At 66.3% G+C, this 21,234-nt stretch carries 18 protein-coding genes and 4 pseudogenes; 9 read left to right on the top strand and 13 right to left on the bottom strand.

The window, feature by feature from the left end:
- Positions 1-10: 10 nt before the first annotated feature.
- Together DIE16_RS32730 and DIE16_RS32725 are read right to left on the bottom strand one after the other, a co-directional pair.
- Positions 11-1,825: an FAD-dependent oxidoreductase gene (locus DIE16_RS32730; RefSeq protein ID WP_409364472.1), complete on the bottom strand. Its 1,815-nt coding sequence runs from the start codon at positions 1,823-1,825 to the stop codon at positions 11-13.
- Between the two features lie 81 nt (positions 1,826-1,906).
- Complete coding sequence (locus tag DIE16_RS32725; RefSeq protein WP_185735545.1) at positions 1,907-2,743, bottom strand: SDR family oxidoreductase; 837 nt, start codon at positions 2,741-2,743, stop codon at positions 1,907-1,909.
- 183 nt (positions 2,744-2,926) lie between these two features.
- On the opposite strand from DIE16_RS32725, the gene DIE16_RS32720 reads away from it, so the two are divergent.
- A complete protein-coding gene (locus DIE16_RS32720) occupies positions 2,927-3,826 on the top strand; it encodes a helix-turn-helix domain-containing protein (protein WP_124894189.1) in 900 nt (299 codons plus the stop codon).
- A gap of 78 nt (positions 3,827-3,904) precedes the next feature.
- On the opposite strand, the gene DIE16_RS32715 is transcribed toward DIE16_RS32720, so the two are convergent.
- The 3 genes from DIE16_RS32715 to DIE16_RS32700 form a co-directional block, all read right to left on the bottom strand.
- Positions 3,905-5,077, bottom strand: a complete 1,173-nt coding sequence (locus DIE16_RS32715; protein WP_124489402.1) for a 4-hydroxybenzoate 3-monooxygenase — start codon at positions 5,075-5,077, stop codon at positions 3,905-3,907.
- A 145-nt stretch (positions 5,078-5,222) separates the two neighbouring features.
- Positions 5,223-5,477, bottom strand: coding sequence for a hypothetical protein (locus DIE16_RS32710; protein WP_124489403.1), 255 nt, complete (start codon positions 5,475-5,477; stop codon positions 5,223-5,225).
- A 711-nt stretch (positions 5,478-6,188) separates the two neighbouring features.
- Positions 6,189-6,923, bottom strand: coding sequence for a TetR/AcrR family transcriptional regulator (locus tag DIE16_RS32700; RefSeq protein ID WP_124894188.1), 735 nt, complete (start codon positions 6,921-6,923; stop codon positions 6,189-6,191).
- A gap of 52 nt (positions 6,924-6,975) precedes the next feature.
- On the opposite strand from DIE16_RS32700, the gene shc reads away from it, so the two are divergent.
- Entirely contained in the window at positions 6,976-9,036 is a 2,061-nt protein-coding gene (gene shc / locus DIE16_RS32695) for a squalene--hopene cyclase (RefSeq protein ID WP_124894187.1), read from the top strand.
- A gap of 257 nt (positions 9,037-9,293) precedes the next feature.
- Here shc and DIE16_RS32690 read toward each other — a convergent pair whose 3' ends face one another.
- The gene (locus tag DIE16_RS32690; RefSeq protein WP_124894186.1) at positions 9,294-9,689 is read right to left on the bottom strand and encodes a hypothetical protein; all 396 of its coding nucleotides are present in this window, start codon (positions 9,687-9,689) and stop codon (positions 9,294-9,296) included.
- A gap of 393 nt (positions 9,690-10,082) precedes the next feature.
- Here DIE16_RS32690 and DIE16_RS32685 point away from each other — a divergent pair, with 393 nt between their 5' ends.
- The 4 genes and pseudogenes from DIE16_RS32685 to DIE16_RS37590 all read left to right on the top strand — a co-directional run.
- The gene (locus DIE16_RS32685; protein ID WP_124523822.1) at positions 10,083-10,382 is read left to right on the top strand and encodes an H-NS family nucleoid-associated regulatory protein; all 300 of its coding nucleotides are present in this window, start codon (positions 10,083-10,085) and stop codon (positions 10,380-10,382) included.
- Between the two features lie 542 nt (positions 10,383-10,924).
- A complete protein-coding gene (locus DIE16_RS32675; RefSeq protein WP_124489408.1) occupies positions 10,925-11,866 on the top strand; it encodes a LysR family transcriptional regulator in 942 nt (313 codons plus the stop codon).
- A gap of 112 nt (positions 11,867-11,978) precedes the next feature.
- A pseudogene (locus DIE16_RS37370) lies at positions 11,979-12,083 on the top strand (IS5/IS1182 family transposase); the annotation flags it as partial.
- Positions 12,077-12,199, top strand: a pseudogene (locus tag DIE16_RS37590) (IS5/IS1182 family transposase); the annotation flags it as partial. The pseudogenes DIE16_RS37370 and DIE16_RS37590, both read left to right, overlap by 7 nt.
- On the opposite strand, the gene DIE16_RS32665 reads toward DIE16_RS37590, so the two are convergent.
- Entirely contained in the window at positions 12,191-13,090 is a 900-nt protein-coding gene (locus tag DIE16_RS32665) for a LysR family transcriptional regulator (RefSeq protein ID WP_124489418.1), read from the bottom strand. The pseudogene DIE16_RS37590 and the gene DIE16_RS32665 sit on opposite strands and share 9 nt — an antisense overlap.
- 244 nt (positions 13,091-13,334) lie before the next feature.
- Here DIE16_RS32665 and DIE16_RS32660 point away from each other — a divergent pair, with 244 nt between their 5' ends.
- Together DIE16_RS32660 and DIE16_RS32655 are read left to right on the top strand one after the other, a co-directional pair.
- Positions 13,335-14,123, top strand: a complete 789-nt coding sequence (locus DIE16_RS32660) for a DMT family transporter (protein ID WP_260434504.1) — start codon at positions 13,335-13,337, stop codon at positions 14,121-14,123.
- Positions 14,124-14,447: 324 nt separating this feature from the next.
- Complete coding sequence (locus DIE16_RS32655) at positions 14,448-14,894, top strand: DUF6196 family protein (protein ID WP_124894184.1); 447 nt, start codon at positions 14,448-14,450, stop codon at positions 14,892-14,894.
- Here DIE16_RS32655 and DIE16_RS32650 read toward each other — a convergent pair.
- Positions 14,881-15,045, bottom strand: a pseudogene (locus DIE16_RS32650) (IS5/IS1182 family transposase); the annotation flags it as partial. The gene DIE16_RS32655 and the pseudogene DIE16_RS32650 overlap by 14 nt on opposite strands.
- A gap of 275 nt (positions 15,046-15,320) precedes the next feature.
- Positions 15,321-15,599 (bottom strand): annotated as a pseudogene (locus DIE16_RS37585) (aldo/keto reductase); the annotation flags it as partial.
- A gap of 270 nt (positions 15,600-15,869) precedes the next feature.
- Between DIE16_RS37585 and DIE16_RS32640 the strand changes: the two are divergent.
- Positions 15,870-16,778, top strand: coding sequence for a LysR family transcriptional regulator (locus DIE16_RS32640; protein WP_124646688.1), 909 nt, complete (start codon positions 15,870-15,872; stop codon positions 16,776-16,778).
- Between the two features lie 153 nt (positions 16,779-16,931).
- Here the strand turns inward: DIE16_RS32640 and DIE16_RS32635 are convergent, their stop codons facing one another.
- The 4 genes from DIE16_RS32635 to DIE16_RS32620 form a co-directional block, all read right to left on the bottom strand.
- A complete protein-coding gene (locus tag DIE16_RS32635; protein ID WP_124894183.1) occupies positions 16,932-18,515 on the bottom strand; it encodes an aldehyde dehydrogenase (NADP(+)) in 1,584 nt (527 codons plus the stop codon).
- A 627-nt stretch (positions 18,516-19,142) separates the two neighbouring features.
- Positions 19,143-19,556 carry an SRPBCC family protein gene (locus DIE16_RS32630; RefSeq protein WP_124489413.1) on the bottom strand — a complete coding sequence of 138 codons (414 nt, stop codon included), beginning with the start codon at positions 19,554-19,556 and terminating at the stop codon, positions 19,143-19,145.
- Positions 19,557-19,573: 17 nt separating this feature from the next.
- Complete coding sequence (locus DIE16_RS32625; protein WP_124646686.1) at positions 19,574-20,593, bottom strand: aldo/keto reductase; 1,020 nt, start codon at positions 20,591-20,593, stop codon at positions 19,574-19,576.
- A gap of 383 nt (positions 20,594-20,976) precedes the next feature.
- A partial coding sequence (locus DIE16_RS32620) for a DoxX family protein (RefSeq protein WP_148095403.1) occupies positions 20,977-21,234 on the bottom strand: 258 nt, incomplete at its 5' end.

The raw sequence follows: 21,234 nt of genomic DNA, 5'->3' as shown, positions 1-21,234 counted from the left end.
GGCTCCGGGGTCAGGCGGTCGCGCGCGCGGCGGCGGGTGGTGTCGGCTCGGCGGCGGATGGTGTCGGCTCGGCAAGATCGAGTCGGTCACGAACGTCGGTCTGGTCGCCTAGATCGGCCAGCCCCGCGATATGGCGTGCGCTCAGATAGCCGAACGTCATGATCGGCCCGAGCGTGATCCCCGCGCCCGGATAGTTGCCGCCCATGATGCTGGCGCGATCGTTGCCGACCGCATACAGGCCGGCGATCGGCCGGTCGTCGGCGGCGAGCACCTGGCCGACCACGTTGGTCCGGATGCCGTCGAAGGTGCCGAGGTCACCCATCACGACCTTCAGCGCGTAATACGGCCCGTCGCCGAGCGGCGCCACGCACGGATTCGGACGATGGTCGGCGTCGCCGAGATAACGGTTGAACGACGTCGTGCCGCGGCCGAATTCGGGATCCTCGCCGCGCGCGGCATCGCGGTTGTAGCGTCGCACGGTCGCTTCCAGATTCGCCGCATCGAGGCCGGCGCGCTGCGCGAGTTCGGCCAGCGTGCGCCCCTGCACGAGATAGCCGTTGCGCAGCAGCGGCCCGAGCGGCACGGGTGCGGGTTTCGCGAAGCCGAGCCCGTATTTGCGGATCGTCGCGTGATCGCATACGAGCCACATCGCCGTCTCGGTCTCGCCTTGGCATGCTGCGATCATCGCGGCGCCGACGTCGTGATACGAATTCGATTCGTTCGTGAAACGCGTGCCGCGGCGGGTCACGCCGATGACGCCGGGCTTGTAGCGATCGAGCAGATGCGGAAACACACCGAAGCGGCCGTCGCCGAGCGGCACGCGCGAGACGGGCATCCATGCGGCCGGTTGCGGATAGCGGATCTCGACGCGGCCGCCCGCGCGCTCGGCGAGCGTCGCGCCGTCGCCGGTGTTGCCGGCCGGCACCGGCGATACATGTTCGCCGCCGCGCGCAACGTGCGGATAAGCACGCGCGATGCGCGCGACGTCATGCGAGAAGCCGCCGCTCGCGAGCACGACTGCGCGGCGTGCGGTGATGCGATACGTCGCGCCGTCGGCCCCGACCGTTGCGCCGGCGATGCGTGCGCCGTCCGCGGCGAGTTCGCGTGCGGGCGTGTTCGTCAGGATCGGAATGCCGAGATCCAGCGCGGACTTCGCGAGGCGCGCGGCGAGCGCGTTGCCGCTCGTGATCTGCACGCCGCGCCGGTACAGCGCGAGATCCTTCAGATGCGCGGCAAGCCGCTTCGTCACGTACCACGCCGACCGAAGCGAGCGCGTCGCGTTGAAGAAGTGCTTCAGGTCCGCATTCGACGAATTGAACATCATCCCGATGAACGTGATCGTCTTCAGCGGCGGACGCAGGCGCTCGAGATCGCGCCCCAGCCCGCGCGCATCGTACGGCGCGGCGACGACCGAGCGGCCGATGTCGACGCCGCCGGGCATGTCCGGGTGATAGTCGGGATACAGCGTCGGCACGAATTTCACGTCCGTCTCGCGCTCGAAGAAATCGAGCATGTGCGGGCCGTGCTCGAGAAATGCGTCGATCGCCGCATCGTCGTAGAACGCGCCCGTCTCGCCGCGCAGATACGTGCGGGCCGCTTCGCGCGTATCCTGCACGTCGTTTGCGCGCGCATGGCGATTGCCGGGAATCCACAGCACGCCACCGGAAAATGCGGTCGTGCCGCCGAAGCACGCTTCCTTCTCGACGACGATCACGTCGAGCCCCGCCTTGCGCGCGGTAATGGCGGTGGACAGGCCGCCCGCTCCCGATCCGATCACGAGCAGATCGCACGTGACGTGCTTCGAACGCTGCTGATCGTTCATCATGTCTTCCTCCATCTCTTGAATAACTGTGCGTCGCCGGGCTCACGCTGCGCGTCGTGCGTGCAGCACGGCAAGGTCACCGAATCAGCGTGCGCCGGCACCGGCGTCGTAGCCGGGCCGCGGCACGAGATCCATCAGCATCGCGTCGAGGCCGCCGTCGACCACCAATTCCGCGCCATTCACGTATGCCGCACGCGGGCTCGCGAGAAACGCGACGACGTTCGCGATGTCGTCGGGCCGGCCGATGCGGCGGTTCGCGGTCATCGCGCTGCGGCGCGCCTCGATGTCGCCGCTCGCATAGAACGACTCGGACAGCGGCGTGCGGATCATTCCCGGGCACACGGTATTGCTGCGGATGCCGCGCGGCCCCCACTCCGCCGCCAGTTGCCGCGCGAGCATCGCGACCGCCGCCTTGCTCGCGCTGTAGGCGCCGCTGTACGTCTGCGGGTGGCGCGCCGCGATCGACGCGACATGTACCAGCACACCCGAGCCGCGCGCGAGCATCGCGCGGCCGAACGCTTGCGAACACAACATGTAGCCCGTGAGATTGACCTGCAGCATCGCGTTCCATGCGTCGAGGCCGATGCTCTCGATGCCGCCTGCACGCAACAGGCCGGCGTTGTTCACGAGCACGTCGGCGGGACCGAGGTCACGCTCCACACGTTCGGCGGCCTGGGTCACGCTGTCGGCGTCGCCGATATCGCAGCCGATGGCGACGACGTCGCCGCCGGCCGCGCGCAGCCGCTCGACGATCGCGATGGTGCCGTCCGCGTCGCGGTCGAGCAGCGCGACCCGCGCGCCGGCCGACACGAACGTTTCGACGATCGACGTGCCGATGCCGCCCGCGGCCCCCGTCACGACGCAAACCTGTCCGTCGAGACGAAGCCAGTCCTGCTGTTGATTGTTCGCTTGCGATATCATTAGGTATCCTATTGAAATGATCTTGATAGATCCGGCTCGATCCGGCACACGCTGCCCGAACGTCGCGCGTCGCATCAGTGGCGCGCGCTACGTCGATGGGAAAAGTATAGAAGCGCGCATCGCGCGAAAATTGGACAAACGCCGCAAGCAACAGGACAATTTGTACACAGGAGGCCGCGCGGCATGAGGAGAATCCCTAACTACGATCTGTATGGCGAATCGGCGCGTCCGCCCTGGTACGACGCGTTCAATTTCGAATGGATACCGGAGCGCAGCCAGCCGAACGACTGGCATATCGCCGCGCACCGTCACGATGCGCTATTGCAGATTTTGTACATCCGCGGCGGGCAGGGGCATGTCGTGATCGAGAGCGGGAAGCACACGTTCGCGCCGCCGTGCCTCGTGGTGCTGCCCGCGCAGACGGTCCATGCGTTCGAGTTCTCGCCGCAGATCGACGGCCTCGTGATCACGGTCGTGCAGCGCGCGCTCGAAACGCTGGTCAAGACCGCCGCGCCGGGCGCGCTGTCGATCCTGCAACGCGCGGCGGTGATTCCGGTCAAGGAGCCGGACGCGAGCGCGTCGATGCTGATGCCGCTGTTCGCGTTGCTAGAACAGGAATTCCGCAGCACCTCACGCGGACGCGGCGCGGCCGGGATGGCGTTGCTGGTGGCGTTGATCGTGCATGTCTCGCGCCTGAGCGATCTCGCGGCCGCGCCGTCGCATGCCGGCACCGATCGGCGCGCCACGTTGCTGCGGCGGTTTCGCGAACTGATCGACACGCATTTTCGCGAGCATCGGCCGGTGGAATTCTACGCGGACCGGCTCGGCGTAACGGCCGCGCAGCTTGCGCGCGTGTGCCGGGAGGAGTTGGGTATCTCGACGACGGCGGTCGTCAACGCGCATCTGATTCGCGAAGCGCAGCGCGATCTGGTTTATTCGAATCTGAGCGTGAAGCAGATCGCGCACGAGATGGGGTTTGCGGACAGCGCGTATTTCAGCCGCTATTTCCGCAAGCAGACCGGCCTGACGCCGGGCGAGTTCAGGGAAGCGGCCCATCGCGACCTGATGCCGGGCCGCTCGTAAACGGGCGCGGTGCGGGCGAAGCGCGCGGTCGCGGCTCCCGAAAGCCGCGACCGCAACAGCCCGCTCGATCGCCGCGCGTCAGACCGCGACCGCGCCGACGTAATTTTCGGCCATCGCCATCGCCGCCGTGCGCGACGTCGTCACGTGCTCGAGTTCGGCCACCTGCAAACGCTGCTCGAACGGCGACGCGTCGTCGAGACGATGCATCATGCGCGTCATCCAGTACGAGAAGTGTTCGGCGCGCCAGATCCGGCGCAGCGCGGTTTCGCTGTACGCGTCGAGCAGGTCGGTGCGCGCTTCGTCGTAGAACGCCTGCAGCGCGGACGTCAGGATGCGCACGTCCGACACCGCGAGGTTGAGGCCCTTCGCGCCGGTCGGCGGCACGATGTGCGCGGCGTCGCCGGCGAGGAACAGGCGGCCGTGCTGCATCGTGGTCGACACGAAGCTGCGCATGCCGACGATGTTCTTCTGGAAAATCCGCCCTTCCACGACCTGCCGGCCATCGGCGGAGTCGACGCGCGCGTGCATCTCGGCCCAGATGCGATCGTCGGACCATTGGTCGACCGAATCCTTCGGGTCGCACTGGAAATACATGCGCTGCACGTTCGGCGAGCGCGTGCTGACAAGCGCGAAGCCGCGTTCGTGGCGCGCATAGATCAGCTCGTCCGACGACGGCGGCGCCTCCACGAGAATGCCGAACCAGCCGAACGGAAACACGCGCTCGTAGTCCTGCCGCAAGGCGGCGGGGATCATCGTGCGCGACACGCCCTGCGAGCCGTCGCAGCCGATCACGAAGTCGCAGTCGAGCGTCTGTTCGACGCCGTCGTGCACGAAGCGGATCGACGGCGCATCGGTCTCGATGCCGGCAATCGTCGTCCCGGACACGTTGAAGTACAGCGCGCCGCCGGCCGCCACGCGCGCGGCCACGAGATCCTTCAGCACCTCGTGCTGCGCATAGACGGTGATCGCCTTGCCGGTCAGTTCGGTCAGGTCGATGCGGCGGCGCTTGCCTTCGAATGCCAGTTCGAACCCGTGATGCAGCGCGCCTTCCGCCTTCATCCGGTCGCCGACGCCCGATTCGGTCAGCACGTCCATCGTGCCCTGTTCGAGCACGCCGGCGCGGATGGTGGATTCGATCTGTTCGCGGCTGCGCGACTCGAGCACGACCGACTCGATACCGCGCAGATGAAGAAGATGGGAAAGCAGCAGGCCCGCGGGCCCAGCGCCGATGATGCCGACTTGCGTACGCATGAATGTCTCCGGTTGGGATTGATTTTGCGCAAGTGTGGCGGCGACGAGTGCTATCCCGCAACGCGATATCCGGAATATGGACTATCTCGATAATGGATACAGGCGGGCGGGCGCGGCACGTCCCGGGCCGCGCGTGTCCATCCGTTCAGGGCTTCGCCGGCGCCGGCCGCGACTCCATCCCGTCGATCCTCGCGAGCAGCGCATTGCCGAGCTTCGTCAGATGGCGCGGCATGCCGGGGATCGCCAGCAGCGCCTCGATCCGCTCGCGCCAGTAACTCGGGTGACTCACGCGCATCGCAACCGGCATCACCGCCGCGCCGGTATCGGTATCGCTTTCCAGCAGCGCGACCATTCTCTCGATATGAGAGAGCTCGCGCTCCACATAGTCTCTCGTCAGCATGTGCTTGCCACTCCCCGAAACAGAGCACCCGGCCTGTCTTCATCGGCGCGTCGCCGCATGGTCCTTTTGCTGGACGCGTCGTCCTCGTTTCGCTTCACGGTACGCGCGTCGTATGTCAGAAAAACACCCGGCAGCACGACGATTTTCTTCATATCGTCGGATCGATGTCGTACCGCACGCGTCACGTCCACGGCCCCTCTCTTCGTTGCCGATCGTAGACACTCCGCCTCACGATGGCATCCCCAAAATTGAGGATGCCTGCAGAAGTCGACCGCACCGCATCCGTGCGACACGCCGGCATGCCAGATCCGGCGAACGCGATGCGGCAACACGCGCAACGTAGCGCGTGCGGCAAACGGGGAACGGGGACGCGAGGATTTGCGCTGCCGACGAGTCGATCGCGGCGCTCTGCACGGCCGCCGTCGATCCCGAACAGTCGGACGTCGCGCTCGAGGCCCTCATGGCGCTCGCCGACGCGCGAGCGGCGAACTGCTTCGTGCGCGACGCGCGCACCGGCACCGGCGTCCGCTCTCGCTCACCCGCCCGGAACCGGCCGTCGCGACCGGTATAGCCGGCGGCCTGGCGCCGGCCGAGCACGCGGCATGCAACGGCGTACAGATTCGCACCGTGCTCAGCCAGAGCAAGGCGGTCTTCGCGAAGACGGGCGTGCGGCGTATGCCGATCTCGTCGCGCTGTCCGGCGACCGAATACTCAGCGGCGCCGGCCGCGCTCACCCTTGATCTTGCCGGTGCCCGCCGGCTCGGCCGCGGTCATCCGGTCGAGTTGCCGGACGATCTCCGCGCGCAGTTCCGCCGAGATCTCCACGCTGTCGAGCAGCTCCGAGATCCACAGCCCGTCGGCCGCGAGCCGGCAGATCATCAGCGTCGCCGCCCGTTCGAGCGGCACCGGGTCCGGCCGCGTCCACTCGCGCATCGGCACCGACCAGCGCGCACGCGTCTCCTGCTCGGTGATCATCGACGCGACCAGCACGCGCAGCACGTCGGTGCTCGCGGCCGGCTGCGAGGTGTCGAGCACCGCATGCAGATATGCGCGCGCCGCCGCGCCGTCGCCGTGCGAATCGGCCGCGCGGCGTGCGGCCATCTGCGTCGCGAAGCGCTCGGTCGCCTGCCCGAACAGCGCGTCGAGCAAGCCCTGCTTGTTCGCGAAGTGATACTGCAGCGCACCTTTCGTCACGCCTGCACGCTCGGCGACCGCGTCGAGCGTCAACGCGGCCACGCCATGATGGGTCGCGATTTCCGACGCGGCTTCCAGCAGTTGCGCGCGCACCTGTTCCGGCGCCTTTTTACGCCGCACGCCGGCGACGGGCGCGGAATCAGGCGCAGAACCGGGCACAGCCGGTGCGCCGGACGCCTGCGGGCCGGCCGGTTCGGCCGTGTCGACGGGCGCGGGGATGTCGTGCAAAGCGGGTTCGCGGCGTTTCTTCATGGCGGCGATGTTAGCACCCGCGGTCTCGATATAAACATTCCGGCTGGATGGTATGATCCGCCGCATGAATAAACCCGCCCCCTCCTCCTGGTCCGCGCTCGACACCGCGATCGCCCGCGGCCGCGACGCGCTGATGCGTCTTCAGCAGCCCGACGGCAGCTGGTGTTTCGAACTCGAATCCGACGCGACGATCACCGCGGAATACATCCTGATGATGCATTTCATGGACAAGATCGACGACGCGCGTCAGGAGCAGATGGCGCGCTACCTGCGCGCGATCCAGCGGCTCGACACGCATGGCGGGTGGGATCTGTACGTAGACGGCGATCCGGACGTGTCGTGCAGCGTGAAGGCGTACTTCGCGCTGAAGGCCGCCGGTGACAGCGAGCAGGCGCCGCACATGGTCCGCGCGCGCGACGCGATCCTGAAGCTCGGCGGCGCGGCACGCGCGAACGTGTTCACGCGCATCCTGCTCGCGACCTTCGGCGAGGTGCCGTGGCGCGCGGCGCCGTTCATGCCGGTCGAATTCGTGCTGTTCCCGAAGTGGGTGCCGATTTCGATGTACAAGGTCGCGTACTGGGCACGTACGACGATGGTGCCGCTGCTCGTGCTGTGCTCGCTGAAGGCGCGTGCGCGCAACCCGCGCAACATCGCGATCCCCGAGCTGTTCGTCACGCCGCCCGACCAGGAACGCCAGTACTTCCCGCCCGCGCGCGGGATGCGCCGCGCGTTCCTCGCGCTCGATCGCGTGGTGCGTCACGTGGAGCCGCTGCTGCCGAAACGCCTGCGGCAACGTGCGATCCGGCATGCGGAAGCGTGGTGCGCGGAGCGCATGAACGGCGAGGACGGGCTCGGCGGGATCTTTCCGCCGATCGTGTACAGCTACCAGATGATGGACGTGCTCGGCTACCCGGACGATCATCCGCTGCGCCGCGACTGCGAGAACGCGCTCGAAAAGCTGCTGGTCACGCGGCCCGACGGCAGCGTGTACTGCCAGCCGTGCCTGTCGCCGGTATGGGACACCGCGTGGAGCACGATGGCGCTCGAGCAGGCGCGTGGCGTGGCCGCGCCCGACGCCGGCGCGCCGTCAGGCTCACAGAATGAACTCGACGCATGCATCGCCCGCGCATACGACTGGCTCGCCGAGCGCCAGGTGAACGACCTGCGCGGCGACTGGATCGAGAACGCGTCCGCCGACACGCAACCGGGCGGCTGGGCGTTCCAGTATGCGAACCCGTACTACCCCGACATCGACGACACCGCGGTCGTCACCGCGATGCTCGACCGCCGTGGCCGCACGCACCGCAACGCGGATGGCTCGCACCCGTATGCGGCGCGCGTCGCACGCGCACTCGACTGGATGCGCGGGCTGCAATCGCGCAACGGCGGCTTCGCGGCGTTCGACGCCGACTGCGACCGCATGTACCTGAACGCGATCCCGTTCGCCGATCACGGCGCGCTGCTCGATCCGCCGACCGAGGATGTATCGGGCCGCGTGCTGCTGTGCTTCGGTGTCACGAAGCGCGCGGCCGACCGCGCGTCGCTCGCGCGCGCGATCGACTACGTGAAGCGCACGCAGCAGCCCGACGGCAGCTGGTGGGGCCGCTGGGGCACGAACTACATCTACGGCACGTGGAGCGTGCTGGCCGGGCTCGCGCTCGCGGGCGAAGACCCCGCGCAGCCGTACATTGCCCGCGCGCTGGCCTGGCTGCGCGCGCGTCAGCACGCGGACGGCGGCTGGGGCGAGACGAACGACAGCTACATCGACCCGGCGCTCGCCGGCACCAATGCGGGCGAAAGCACGTCGAACTTCACCGCGTGGGCGCTGCTCGCGCAGATGGCGTTCGGCGACTGCGAATCCGACTCGGTGAAACGCGGCATCGCGTATCTGCAATCGGTGCAGCAGGACGACGGCTTCTGGTGGCACCGCTCGCACAATGCGCCGGGCTTTCCGCGCATCTTCTACCTGAAGTATCACGGCTATACCGCGTACTTCCCGCTGTGGGCGCTTGCGCGCTATCGGCGTCTGGCCGGCGCTGCGCTGGCCGGTACGTCTTCGTCCAGCGGGGCCGGCGTGTCGGCCTCCCGCACCACGGATGCCGCGCTCGCCTGAGCCTGAGCGTGTGCATGAGCGCAAGCACGAGTCCGAACTCGAGCGGCAACGCGCGCGATCTTCCCGCCCGCGCGCGGGAGGTGCCGCGCGTTCCTCGCGCTCGATCGCGTGACGCGCCGAGTACATGAACGGCGAGGACGGGCTCGGCGGAAGCTTTCCGCCGAGCCCGTCCTGCTACCTGATGTAGGGTATGCCCGCTCTCTCGGACGATCATCGGCCGCAACGTGGCTGCGAAAACGCACGGGAAAAGCGGTTGATCACGCGGTCTGACAGCGAGGTAATCGATCGCCGGCGGAAGATAAGATCCTCGTACGGAGCGTTTTCGCCGCACCCTGCCTTAAACGCTTCGACTCGATCCGGAATTCCAGAGCAAATCTCGCAATTTCGTCAATCACCGTTGTGGACGCTGTCTGGTCTACGATTTCAGGCTGCTGCGCTGCCGCCATACGCTGAATAACCGCAAGCCTCGCCTCATCTGAAAGGATGTCGCAAATTTGCGCTCGTCTGTTTTCTTCCCAACCCGGCGTCGTGGTCACCACAAGAACCTCGAGCGCGAAATCCGGGCCCCGTTCGTAAAGCAATTTCGCCAACAGAGCACGAAAGTCCGCCGTTCGAGTAAGCGCAGCGGCCCCGCTGCCTTTGGCGGAGTTCATAAACCAGGTGTCCTCTTTAGATCATCTTTCGTTTCGCGACGTTATTGCCGGCTTTCCGTTGCCATTCGGTAACTATGTTGTAGCCTTCCGGTCCTGCTCCGCTTTTGGTGACACTCATGATCGACCTGCCTGTCGTGACGATGGCGTGAATTGCTCGCCGAGCATGATGACAAACGGATTCATCGCCGATTTCCAGTCGTAGGCAGTGCGATCGGCAGCGAAACTCACATCATATGAAAATAGAATTCGATAGCCGGACAGTTCCTCGCGCCGAAGGCAAGGGAGATCCAAAGTTCAATTTGCTTTAAACTTGGCGAATTAGGCATAGCCAATCATTATCATTTCGGCAAAAAGCCGCATATCATGTTTGCAGTACAACCCGCGGAGGAAAGCATGGCTACATACAAGGAACTGAAGGCTCAAATGGACGCGCTGGCGGAGAAAGCGGAAACCGCCCGTCTCACCGAGCTCCAGGCTGTAATCGAAGACATCCGTACCAAGGTCGCGGAGTACGGAATTACCGAAAAAGACATCTTCGGTGTTCGTCGGGATCGAGCGACGGCAAAAAAGCCGTCGACCGTGAATGCGAAGTATCGCGATCCCAAGACTGGCGCAACCTGGTCGGGCCGTGGCCGCGCGCCCGCATGGATCAAGGATGCCAAGAACCGGAATCGATTCCTGATTCAGGAATGAACCATTCCGGATAACGCCGCGGCTCGATCAGCGGCAACACGCTCATCGAGCGCCGATCATGTGCTTCGGCAATGCACGTCATCGCGTCGATGAAGCCGCTCGCAAGGAGCGCTGAAGCGAGCGTAGTGGCACCCTACGCTCGCTTGTGTGCTCGCCCGAGCAACCGCAACACGCCGAACACTCCGCTACGTGTGGGCAAACACCTGCCTGCATTGCGATACGGGCCGAGCATGATCGACGGGCAACGGCCAATCGGTGCGGCGCAATCGCGATCCGCTCCTCCGCTCCCCCGCTCATGCGTCGCGCCGATCCCGCATCCGCGCAAATGCCTCCCGCAGATCCACGGCGACGGCACGTACAACCGGATCCAGTCGAAATACTTCGACTTCGACATGTACGGTAATTGACGACGAACATCACGGGCCGCGTCGCGTGCGGGGCCGCTTCACCGCACGCGCGCTGACCGGTTCTGCATTGGCGATCCTCAAGATCGTTTTCGGCCCGGCAGGGCTATAATCGCCGCTTTCGGTTTGGTCGACGCCATGAAACCGCTGGCCGTTCCCTCTCTCGCGAACATCGCGTCGCGCCTTCGCCTGAAGCAGCTCAAGCTGCTTATCGCGCTCGAAAACCACGGCTCGCTGCACAAGGCCGCCGAAGAAATCGCGATATCGCAACCCGGTGCGACCAAGGTGCTGCGCGAAATCGAGGACATCCTCGGCATGCCGCTGTTCGAGCGGCAACCGAAAGGCCTCGTCGCGAACGACCTCGGCCGCTGCGTCACGCGCTATGCGCGCCTCATCTACAGCGACCTCGAACACCTGCATACCGAAGTGCTCGCGATCACGCAGGGGCATGGCGGCCATCTGGCCGTCGGCGTGGTCATGGGCGCGGTGCCGCTGCTCACGCGCGCGCTGACCGACCTGCGCCGCCGCCAGCCGCACCTGTCGGTCGAGATCGTCGAAGGCACCAGCGCGAGCCTGCTCGCCCTGATCGACGACGGCCGCATCGATCTCGCGATCTGCCGCAACGGCAACAACCGGCGCCCGGGAGCCTACGACCATATCCCGCTGCAGTCCGAACCGCTCGCGGTCGTGACCGCGCGCACGCATGCGCTGGCCGAACGCGACGCGCTGACGCTGCGCGATCTCGCCGACGCGGAATGGGTCGCGTATCCGGTCAACACGCCGATGCGGCTCGCGCTCGAACGCGCGCTCGCGGATGCCGGCATCGAGGTGCCGGGCTATCCGATCGAGACGGCGTCGACGTTCGCGACGCTGACGCTGCTGCAGGCGAACCCGGAACTGGTCGCGGTGATTCCGCGCGAAGTCGCCGAGTTCGGCGAACGCTTCGGCCTCGTCGCGTGCCTGCCGGTCGCGATCCCCGCGCTCGACGAGCCGTTCGGCGTGGTGGCCCGCACCTTCGCGCACTTGACACCCGGTGCGCGCATGCTCGTCGAGACGCTACAGCAGCCGCTGCCCACTTGATCGGCGAGAACGCGGCCGAACGCCGCCGCGATGTCGCGGTAGAGCGTCGGGCACGCGGAGCGGTTGAAGTCGATCACGAACGCAGCAGCGCCGCGTTCGCGATGCCGTTGGGTTCGTGCCGCAGTCCGGCATTTCCTGGAAGATGCTTCCGCAGGAAACGGGCTGCGGCTCGGGCATCAGCTGCTGGCGCAGACCGCGCGACTGGCAACAGCCTGGCTGCACAACTTCGGGCGACTGCACATCCGGTTCGAGCGCCTCGCGGCGATCCACGAAGCGTTCATGAAGATCGCCGCTTGCAGCAACTGCCGGCGACGGCTTCAAGACTCATTGTGTGAGCGCTTCCTGGAGCGTTGCGGCATCGCGCAACTCGCGAAGGAGAAAGCGCTGCAAGGCCTGTACCGCCGACATGCGATCGCTGCCATCCGCACGGCTGAACAAGCCGAATTCCGCAGATGGCGGGTGCGGCAATCCGGTGGCAGCCGGATCGAGCACGCGCATCGAATCGCGCCGGACGTTCCATTCGAGCAGGACCGTGACCCCCAGCCCTGCCTCGACTGCGGATTGAATGGCGGCCAGGCTCGTGCTCGTGCAGATGACTTTCCATGCGACCCGAGCATCGCGCAATGACGCATACAGCCTGTCTTGCCACGGGCACGCACCGCCGAATGCGACGAACGGCAATGGACCGTGGCGGACATCTCCGTCATACGCAAGTCCAGCCGCCCAGAACAGCGGGTGCTGCCACCGCACGAGCGGTTCCGCATGGATGAACGTCGGGTCGATGATCGCGAAATCGAGCGAGCCATTCATGAAATCCTGCGACAGCGCCTTGCTCGAATCGACGACGATCTCCACGGCGACATTCGGGAACGACGCGCCAAAATCACGCAGCGTGTGCGGCAGATGGCCAACAGCGATGTCCTCGAGGAGGCCGAGCCGGACCGTCCCTGAGATCTCACCTGCATTCAGCGCAGCGCGCGCCGCGATACCGATGTCGAGCATGCGCTGCGCGTAAGGCAGCAGCACGCTGCCCGCCGCTGTCGGCTTGATGCCGCGTGGCGAACGTTCGAGCAGGCGCTGCCCGACCGATTCTTCCAGCCGGCGCAATGCCATGCTGACGGCGGCCTGCGTGCGATGCAGCGCCTGCGCCGCCTCGCTCACGCTACCGGTTTCGACCACGATCAGAAAGGTGCGCAACAAGCCGCTGTCGAGATCCCGAGCCATAAATATTCTTGAAGCGCCCATAAAAAATTCGAGCTTATACCAAACGAACATGCGTGGTTACCATCGCCGCATCGCCATCATGGAGCACTGCATGAACGAAGAAACCGGAAGCATCCGGGCCGGCCGGCACACGACCGCTTCCACACCGGTTGCGCGCGACGCGTTCACGGCGAATGCGTCGTTTGGCGCGTCGCGGACACGACGCTTCCAAGCGGCTCTGGCGCCCGGGTTCGCCGTGGTGTCGATGTGCAGCGTCCAGCTCGGCGCTGCACTGTCGCGGCCCGCGATGATCGAGTACGGAACGTTCAGCACGACCTGGCTGCGCCTGTGCTTCGCCGCCTTCGCGCTGGCCGTGATCGTGCGCCCGCCCGTCCGGCGCTACTCCCGGCAGCGCTGGATCGCCGCCATCGCGCTCGGCTGCGCGATGGCCTGCATGACACTGTGCTTCTTCGAGGCGGTCAAGCGCGTGCCACTCGGGCTCGCGGTCGCGATCAATTTCTTGGGGCCGCTGTGCGTCGCGACCATCGGCGTACGCAACATCCGGATGCTCGCGTGGCCCGCGCTCGCCCTGGCAGGAATCGTGCTGCTCGCGCGCCAGGACGACATGTGGATCGTGCCGGTTTCGGCGCTCGTATTCCCGCTCGGCTCGGCGCTCGGATGGGCCGCCTACATCCTGATGATGAAGCGCGTGGGGTCGCTGTTCGATGGTTTGCAAGGCCTGTCCACGTCGCTGATCGTCGCGGCGCTCGTGACCGCGCCATTCGGCCTCGCGGAAAGCGGCGGGCATTTTCCGGCCGGGCAATTGATCGACGCTGCCGGTCTCGCCGTGCTCGTCCCGCTCCTGCCTTATGTTCTGGAGATGATTGCGTTACGGCGCATGACGGCGTCGGCGTTTGGCATCCTGATGAGCGTCGAGCCTGCGATTGCCTCGGCAATCGGATTTGCGGTACTCGGGCAGCCCGTGACCCTGCTGCAAAGTATCGGCACGTTGTTTGTCATCGGTGCCAGCGCAGGCGCCGTGATGCAGCAGTAGCCGGCTCCACAAGGCTTGGCTGGCATGCGCTTCGTCGCCTCGCCATCGAAGTCGGAGTCGGAGTCGGAGCCGGAATGACAAGACAGGCGCTGGCCGCGATCGACGATTCGAGTGCAGGGTGATGTTGAGCGACCTGTCTGTCCGCCAAACGCCTGCTCCGGGCAGCTCCAGGGTCTGTTTACATTTGTGCGGGTTGTCGGGTTATCCGGTCCGCTCGGTTCGGGCGACTATTCGCCGGTGATTGCGTCACATGCTGGTAGGATGAAGTTCGTTTCTACTTGCATTGATGATCTGACCTGTAACCGCCTCATTCTCGGAGTAGACATGGTTGATATTTCACGTGAGACCGTCGAACAAACTGAGCGTCGCCTTCGACGAGTCATCACCGAGGCACGCCTACGGATTTACTCCGGCACGTACACGTTCATTGAATTTCCGCTGGATCAATTCCCAAGCGCTGTGCGGGCCGACGCACTTGCCTTGGTGCGAGACGACAACGTGTGGAGTCAGCTTGTGCCGAGTGACGGTTCACACAAGGAACAGTTCGGCATCTTTCGATTCCACTTCCCGGCAGGGGCAGACAATAGTGGCTTCGTTGGCTGGCTGGCTACCCATCTCAAGAATCGATTTGGCACCGGCGTATTCGTGACGTGCGGACAGAATCATGCGGATGGCGGTATCTTCGATTACTGGGGCGTACCCGAGACGCTGGCAGACGAAGTGATCGAGGAAGTCAAGCGGCTTGTTCAGGGGCAGAGCGATCATCGATAAAGCTCATCCGATACAGCACGCGGCTATAGCGACGCTTGGTTTTTCTGTTCGAGCGAAGCGGGATGACGGCCTTCGCACGCGGAGAGTGGATACTCGCCACAAAGGCGTTCGAGTCGTAGCCTTTGTCAGCGATGACCGCAACGGCACGCAAGCGCTAAACCGGTCATTCGCGCACGAAATATCGCAGCAGTTGGATCAGTGACGGCAATGCGCCATCGAGTATCGGTTTTGCCGTGGTCTCGTCGTCAGCGAAACAACGAAGTGGTGAGCGGAGCGTGCGGCAGGTTGGCAGCCCCATCCGTTCATTTTGTTAGAGATTCTAATTGAACGGCCAAGCGCGCGCCCGAACGGCGCGCCGCACCGCACCGTCCCGACGATGCCCGCTTGCGCGGGCATTTTTTTGTCGACTCGCGTCGACCGGCCCGATCAGCGATCGATCGGCAGCGGCGCGTTCGCGGCGACGAGCCCCTGCTCGCGCATCTCGCGCCAGAAGTCGGCCGGAATCGTCGCGTTCAGCGCGTCGACATCTTCCGCGATGCGCGCCGGACGGCTCGCACCGGGAATCACCGACGCGCGCGCCGGATGCGCGAGCACGAACTGCAGCGCGGCCGCCTTGACCGGCATGTCGTAGCGCGCGGCGATCACCTTGATGCGGCCGACCTTCGTGCTGATCACGTAGTCGTCGCGTCGATGGCCGGCGAGCACGTCGCCCAAGCGCGACTCGGCCAGCCTCGTGCCGCACGACGGCGCGGTGTCGAAGTTGCGGATCCGCCCATGCGGTCTCGATGGTCGCGGCGGCTTCGTCGTCGGGGATGTCGCGGAACATGTTGCAGAGCGCGGCGGCGCCGAAACCGAGCGTGTTGTCGAGACGCATGCATTTCTCCACAGGTCACGGAAAAGTGCGCCCAGTCTGGGTTGCATGGTTATGTCCATCCAAGACATAATTCATCCAACTTGAGTCCCTCCAGGTCTTATATGCTCGACATCCGTCAGCTTCAATATTTCATCGCGGTCGCGGAGGAAGAACACGTCGGCCGCGCCGCCGAACGGCTGCACATTTCGCAGTCGCCGCTCAGCCGCCAGATCGCGCAGCTCGAGGAAAAGCTCGGGCTGACGCTGTTCGAACGCAGCCAGCAGCGCATTCGTCTGACGCGCGACGGCCGCACGTTCCTCAGCGAGACGCAGGCGTTCCTGCGCCATGCGCACCGGCTGGAATCGCTCGCGCGCCGGCTCGGCCGCGGCGACGAAGGCGGGCTCTGCATCGGCTACCTGGAAACGGCCACGCACTCGGGCGTGCTGCCGCGCGCGCTGAAGACGTTGCGCGCGGACCGCCCGGCCGTCCACATCGCGCTGTACAACTACACGTCCGCCGCGCAGCTCGAAGGCCTGCGCGAGCGCAGTCTCGACATCGCGCTCGTGACCGAGCCGCCCGCGCCCGACGATCCGGAACTCGAATCGATGCGCGTGCTGAACGATCCGATGCTGCTCGCGCTGCCTGAAGGCCATCCGCTCGCGAAGAAGAAGACGCTTGTGGCCGACGATCTCGCGACGCAGCCGTGGATCGGGGTCACCCAGCAGGAAAGCGCGCCGCGTCACGGCGCGTTCGTCGCCGCGTGCGCGAAGGCCGGTTTCTCGCCGGATATTTCCGTCGAGGCGAGCGAGCCGCTCGCGGCGCTCGGGCTCGTCGCCGCCGGGCTCGGCGTGACGATGATCCAGCAGAGCCTGCGTCACCAGGTGCCGGAAGGCGTCGTGCTGCGCGAGCTACCGTGGTTCAGCTATCGCACGCCGCTGTGGGCCGCGTGGCACAAGGTCAACCTGCGGCCGCTGGTCGGCGTGTTTCGCGAGATTCTGACCGGCGAGGATGTGGTCGCGACGGTCGAGTGACGTGACGGGGGGCGCGATCGCCGGCAAAGACAAAGAATCTATCGTGCCGTCCGCATCCCCGCACACGAATCCGGCTGAAATCGATCGAGCCGGCAGCGGTCCGCATGCGATTGCATGCGCGATACCTGATGCCGGCTTCCCCCCGCTCGCGCGTCAGTTCGCGAGCGTGACCTTCCCGTCCATCAGCCGGTTGATCGCCAGCGGGTTCGAGGTCTTCAGCGCATCGGGCAGCAGCGCCTCCGGCATGTCCTGATAGCAGACCGGCCGCAGGAAACGACGGATCGCGAGACTGCCGACCGACGTCGTACGCCCGTCCGCGGTGGCCGGATACGGGCCGCCGTGCACCATCGCATGCGCGACTTCCACGCCGGTGCCGAAACCGTTGACGAGCACGCGGCCCGCGCGCCGCTCCAGCGCCGGCAGGAACGTGCGCGCGGCGGCGTAGTCGGCTTCGTCGATATGGAGCGCCGTCGTCAGCTGCCCTTCCAGCGACTCGATCAGATCGAGCATCGTCTCGAGGTCCGGACAGCGGACGATCAGCGACGCCGCGCCGAACATCTCCTCATGCAGCGCCTTCGACTCGCGGAACGCGTCAGCGCTCGTCGAGAACAGCGCGCCCTGCCCCTGGTTCGCGCCGGCCGGCGCATGCGCGCGCGCGACGGTGCGCACCTGCGGATGCTGCGCGAGCGCGGCCACCGAACGCTCGAAGGCCTGATGAATACCCGGCGTGAGCATCGTCGCCGCCGCGGCCTGGGCGAGACGCTCCGCCGCCGCGGCGGTAAAGCGCTCGAGTGCCGGCCCGTCCACGGCGAGGATCAACCCCGGATTCGTGCAGAACTGCCCGGCGCCGAGCGTCAGCGACTGCACGAACTGCTGCGCGATCGCGTCGCCGCGCGCGTCGAGTGCGTTCGGGAACAGCAGCACCGGATTGATGCTGCTCATTTCCGCGTACACGGGGATCGGCTCGGGCCGCGCGTTCGCAAGTGCGATCAGCGCGGTGCCGGCATGGCGCGAACCGGTGAAGCCGACCGCCTTGATGCGCCGATCGCGCACGAGCCCCTGGCCGATCTCGAGGCCGGTGTCGAACAGTAGCGAGAACGTGCCTTCCGGCATCCCGCACGTCTTCACCGCCCGCTGCACGGCGATCCCGACCAGTTCCGACGTGCCCGGATGCGCCGGGTGCGCCTTCACGATCACCGGGCAGCCGGCCGCGAGCGCGGACGCCGTATCGCCGCCCGCGACCGAGAATGCCAGCGGGAAATTGCTCGCGCCGAACACCGCGACCGGCCCGAGGCCGATATGACGCAGGCGCAGGTCGGGACGCGGCGCCGGTTGGCGTGCCGGCTGCGCCGGATCGATGCGCGCGTCGAGGTAGTCGCCCGCGCGCACCACGTCGGCGAACATCCGCAGCTGGCCGACCGTTCGGCCGCGCTCGCCTTCGACGCGGGCGCGCGGCAGGCCCGTTTCCGCGACGCAGCGCTCGACCAGTTCGTCGCCGAGCGCGAGGATGTTCGCCGCGATCGTCTCGAGGAACGTCGCGCGCGCTTCGGGTTGCGTTTCGCGATACGTGTCGAACGCGGCCCGGGCGAGCGCGCATGCTTCATCGAGATCGACGCTGCTCGCGCCGCCGAAGGCCGGCGCCATGCGTTCGCCGCTGGATGCGTTGACCGCGTATGTGTCGCCGTTCGTGCCGCGCCGTGCGCGCGAGCCGATCAGCAGGTTGCCTGCGAGTGTCATGTTCGTTTCCTCTGTAGATGGATCGGGGGCGAACGCCGTGCGATCACGGGCTCGCATAGGTGTTGTGTGTTGTTTGTCGTGCCGGCGCGCCTGTCGCGTCGCCGTGAGTGGGCCGGGCGGTTCGAACCCGTGCAGCGGGGCGCTCGATGCCGGGCTCGGGTGCCGCCGCGTGCGCCGGCCGGCACGCTCACGCGCCGGCGCTGCCGTGCGCGCAGCGCGTGCCGGCGGCGCACCGACTGACGCGCACGTCCGAAATGCGCCGGAAAGCCGCGCAATGGGCCAGCATACGGAGTCCGCCCCCGCGCGACAATTGACGGGATGTGATACCGGTATAACCGCGCGTTATCGGTCGTTGCCCCGCCGCCGCATGCGGGCGCGTTCCGCGTCCATCGCATGCCGCCGCGGCGGCCGGACGACGAACGGTGCGACCGCAACGGCGACGACGGCTCGGCACGTTCATACGACGATTGACGATGCACGCGCGGTGGCGCGGGTGCCGCGCGTCGTCACGGATGAAAACCCGCCACGGCGCACGGCGCCGGCGGGTGCCGACACGACCGGCACCCGCGCCACCGCGCGCGACATCGTCACACCGTCACGCGATCGCGCCGCTACGCCACGACACCGTCACGCCGTGAACCGCTTCGCCAGCTCGGCAAGACCGTCCTCGTAGATACCGCGGAAGAGGCGGATCGCTTCGTCGTCGGTCGCGCCATCCGGCGTGAACGTGCCCGACCACTCGACCGTCGCCGCGTTCGCGCCGTTCTCGCGCACGCGCAGCGTGGAGCGATAGTTCACGACCGGGAACGGCGCTTCGAGGATCGCGTACGTGTAGCTGCGTGCCGCGTCGTCGAAGGCGACCAGCCGCTCGACGATCGCGTCGCCGTCCGGGTTCGCGAGGCTGCGCACGCGACCGCCTTCGCTCAGCTCGCTCGCCGGGATGTACGACAGCCAGTCGGGCAGCGACCCGAAGCCGCCGATCAGTGTCCAGACCGTGTCGGCCGAAGCCGTGATCTCGATGCTTGCATTGGCCTGTGCCATGTCATCACCTTTGCGGATCAACGATCGGTCGGCAGCGGCGCATTGGCCGCAATCAGACCTTGTTCACGCATTTCGCGCCAGAAGTCGGCCGGAATCACCACGTTCAGCGCAGCCTGGTCTTCCGCGATCCGCTCCGGACGGCTCGCGCCCGGAATCACCGCGACGGTGGCAGGATGCGACATCGAGAACTGCAGCGCGGCGGCCTTGATCGGCACGTCGTAGCGTGTGGCGATCGCCTTGATGCGCTCGACCTTCGCGAGAATTTCCGGCGAAGCCTTCTGGTATTCGAAGTGCGTGCCGCCCGCGAGTACGCCCGAGCTGTACGGGCCGCCGACGACGATCCCGACGTTCTGCGCGGCAGCCGCCGGCATCACGCGTTGCAGCGCGCGCTCGTGATCGAGCAGCGTGTAGCGGCCGGCGAGCAGCATGCCGTCCGGTTGCGGCTCGGACAGGTCGAGCACGAGCTCGATCGGCTCGACGCGGTTCACGCCGAGGCCCCACGCCTTGATCACGCCTTCTTCACGCAGCTTGCTCAGCACGCGGAATGCGCCCTTGCGCGCGACTTCGAACTGCGCGAGCCATTCGTCGCCGTAGAAGTCCTGTGCGATGTCGTGCACCCAGACGATGTCGAGGCGGTCGGTGCGCAGACGCTTCAGGCTGTCCTCGATCGAACGCAGCGTCGCATCGGCCGTGTAGTCGTTGACGATGCGGTTCGGCCGGCCGTGTTCGAACAGGCCGCCCTTCTCGCCGAGATCGCGCGCCGACACGTCCTCGACTTCGTCGAGGATCACGCGGCCGACCTTGGTGCTCAGTACGTATTCGTCACGCGGGTGATTCGCCAGCGCGTCGCCGAGGCGGATTTCCGCGAGGCCGGCGCCGTAGAACGGGGCCGAATCGAAATAACGGATGCCGTGTTGCCATGCCGCTTCGACGGTGGCCGCCGCTTCCGCGTCCGGGATGTTGCGGAACATGTTGCCGAGCGGGGCAGTACCGAAACCAAGGATCTTGTTACCGGGCAGCGTGTCTTTGAGACTCATCATTTTCTCCAGGGGTGAGGGAAAGCGAGTTCAGTCTAGGCAGCCGGGTTAAGTCTGTCCAAGACGGAATTCGACACAGTTGAGTCCCTGGAGGTCTAAAACGTGGTCTGAAGGGTGGGCGGATATCGCGTCCGGAGGGTCCGTTCGCGCGGCGGCCCCGCCCGACAAGGCTGGCGACGGAATCGGCCGCCGATTCGTGATTTCAGATCAAAAGTGATTTCGCCGGTGAGCACGATGGGCAACGCCACGCGTGCCCCCAATTGCCGCACGCCTGCAACGCGTCGCGCAAAGGAATCCCCGTTGCGCCTCTTTCAAAGGCGCAACGGGGAAAAAGCCGCCTGGTGATCGAATCTGCGTTCCATCGCAATGCGCGGCTCATGCCCTCAGGCGCGACCGTCGCCTTGCGCATGCCGGGCATCGCCCAGCATCGTGACGAGGACGAGCGCTGCAATCAGGCCGAGGTGCTCGAAGAAACCGTTGAGCGCCATGAAGCGCGCTGCGCCCGTCTGGTTCCAGAAGTCGTTCGCCACCAGCATCGCGACGACGGTCAGCACGCCGAGGCTGCCGGCGCCGAGCCACGTGAAGCGGCGAAACACCACGCACAGCGAACCGCCGATCTCGACGACAATCGCCAGTGCAGC

Origin of the sequence: Burkholderia sp. Bp9090 (assembly GCF_003857985.1) — a bacterium.
Classification (GTDB): Bacteria; Pseudomonadota; Gammaproteobacteria; order Burkholderiales; family Burkholderiaceae; genus Burkholderia.
The sequence above is the reverse complement of the archived record's forward strand: the minus strand, read 5'-3'. Positions and strand labels throughout refer to the sequence as shown.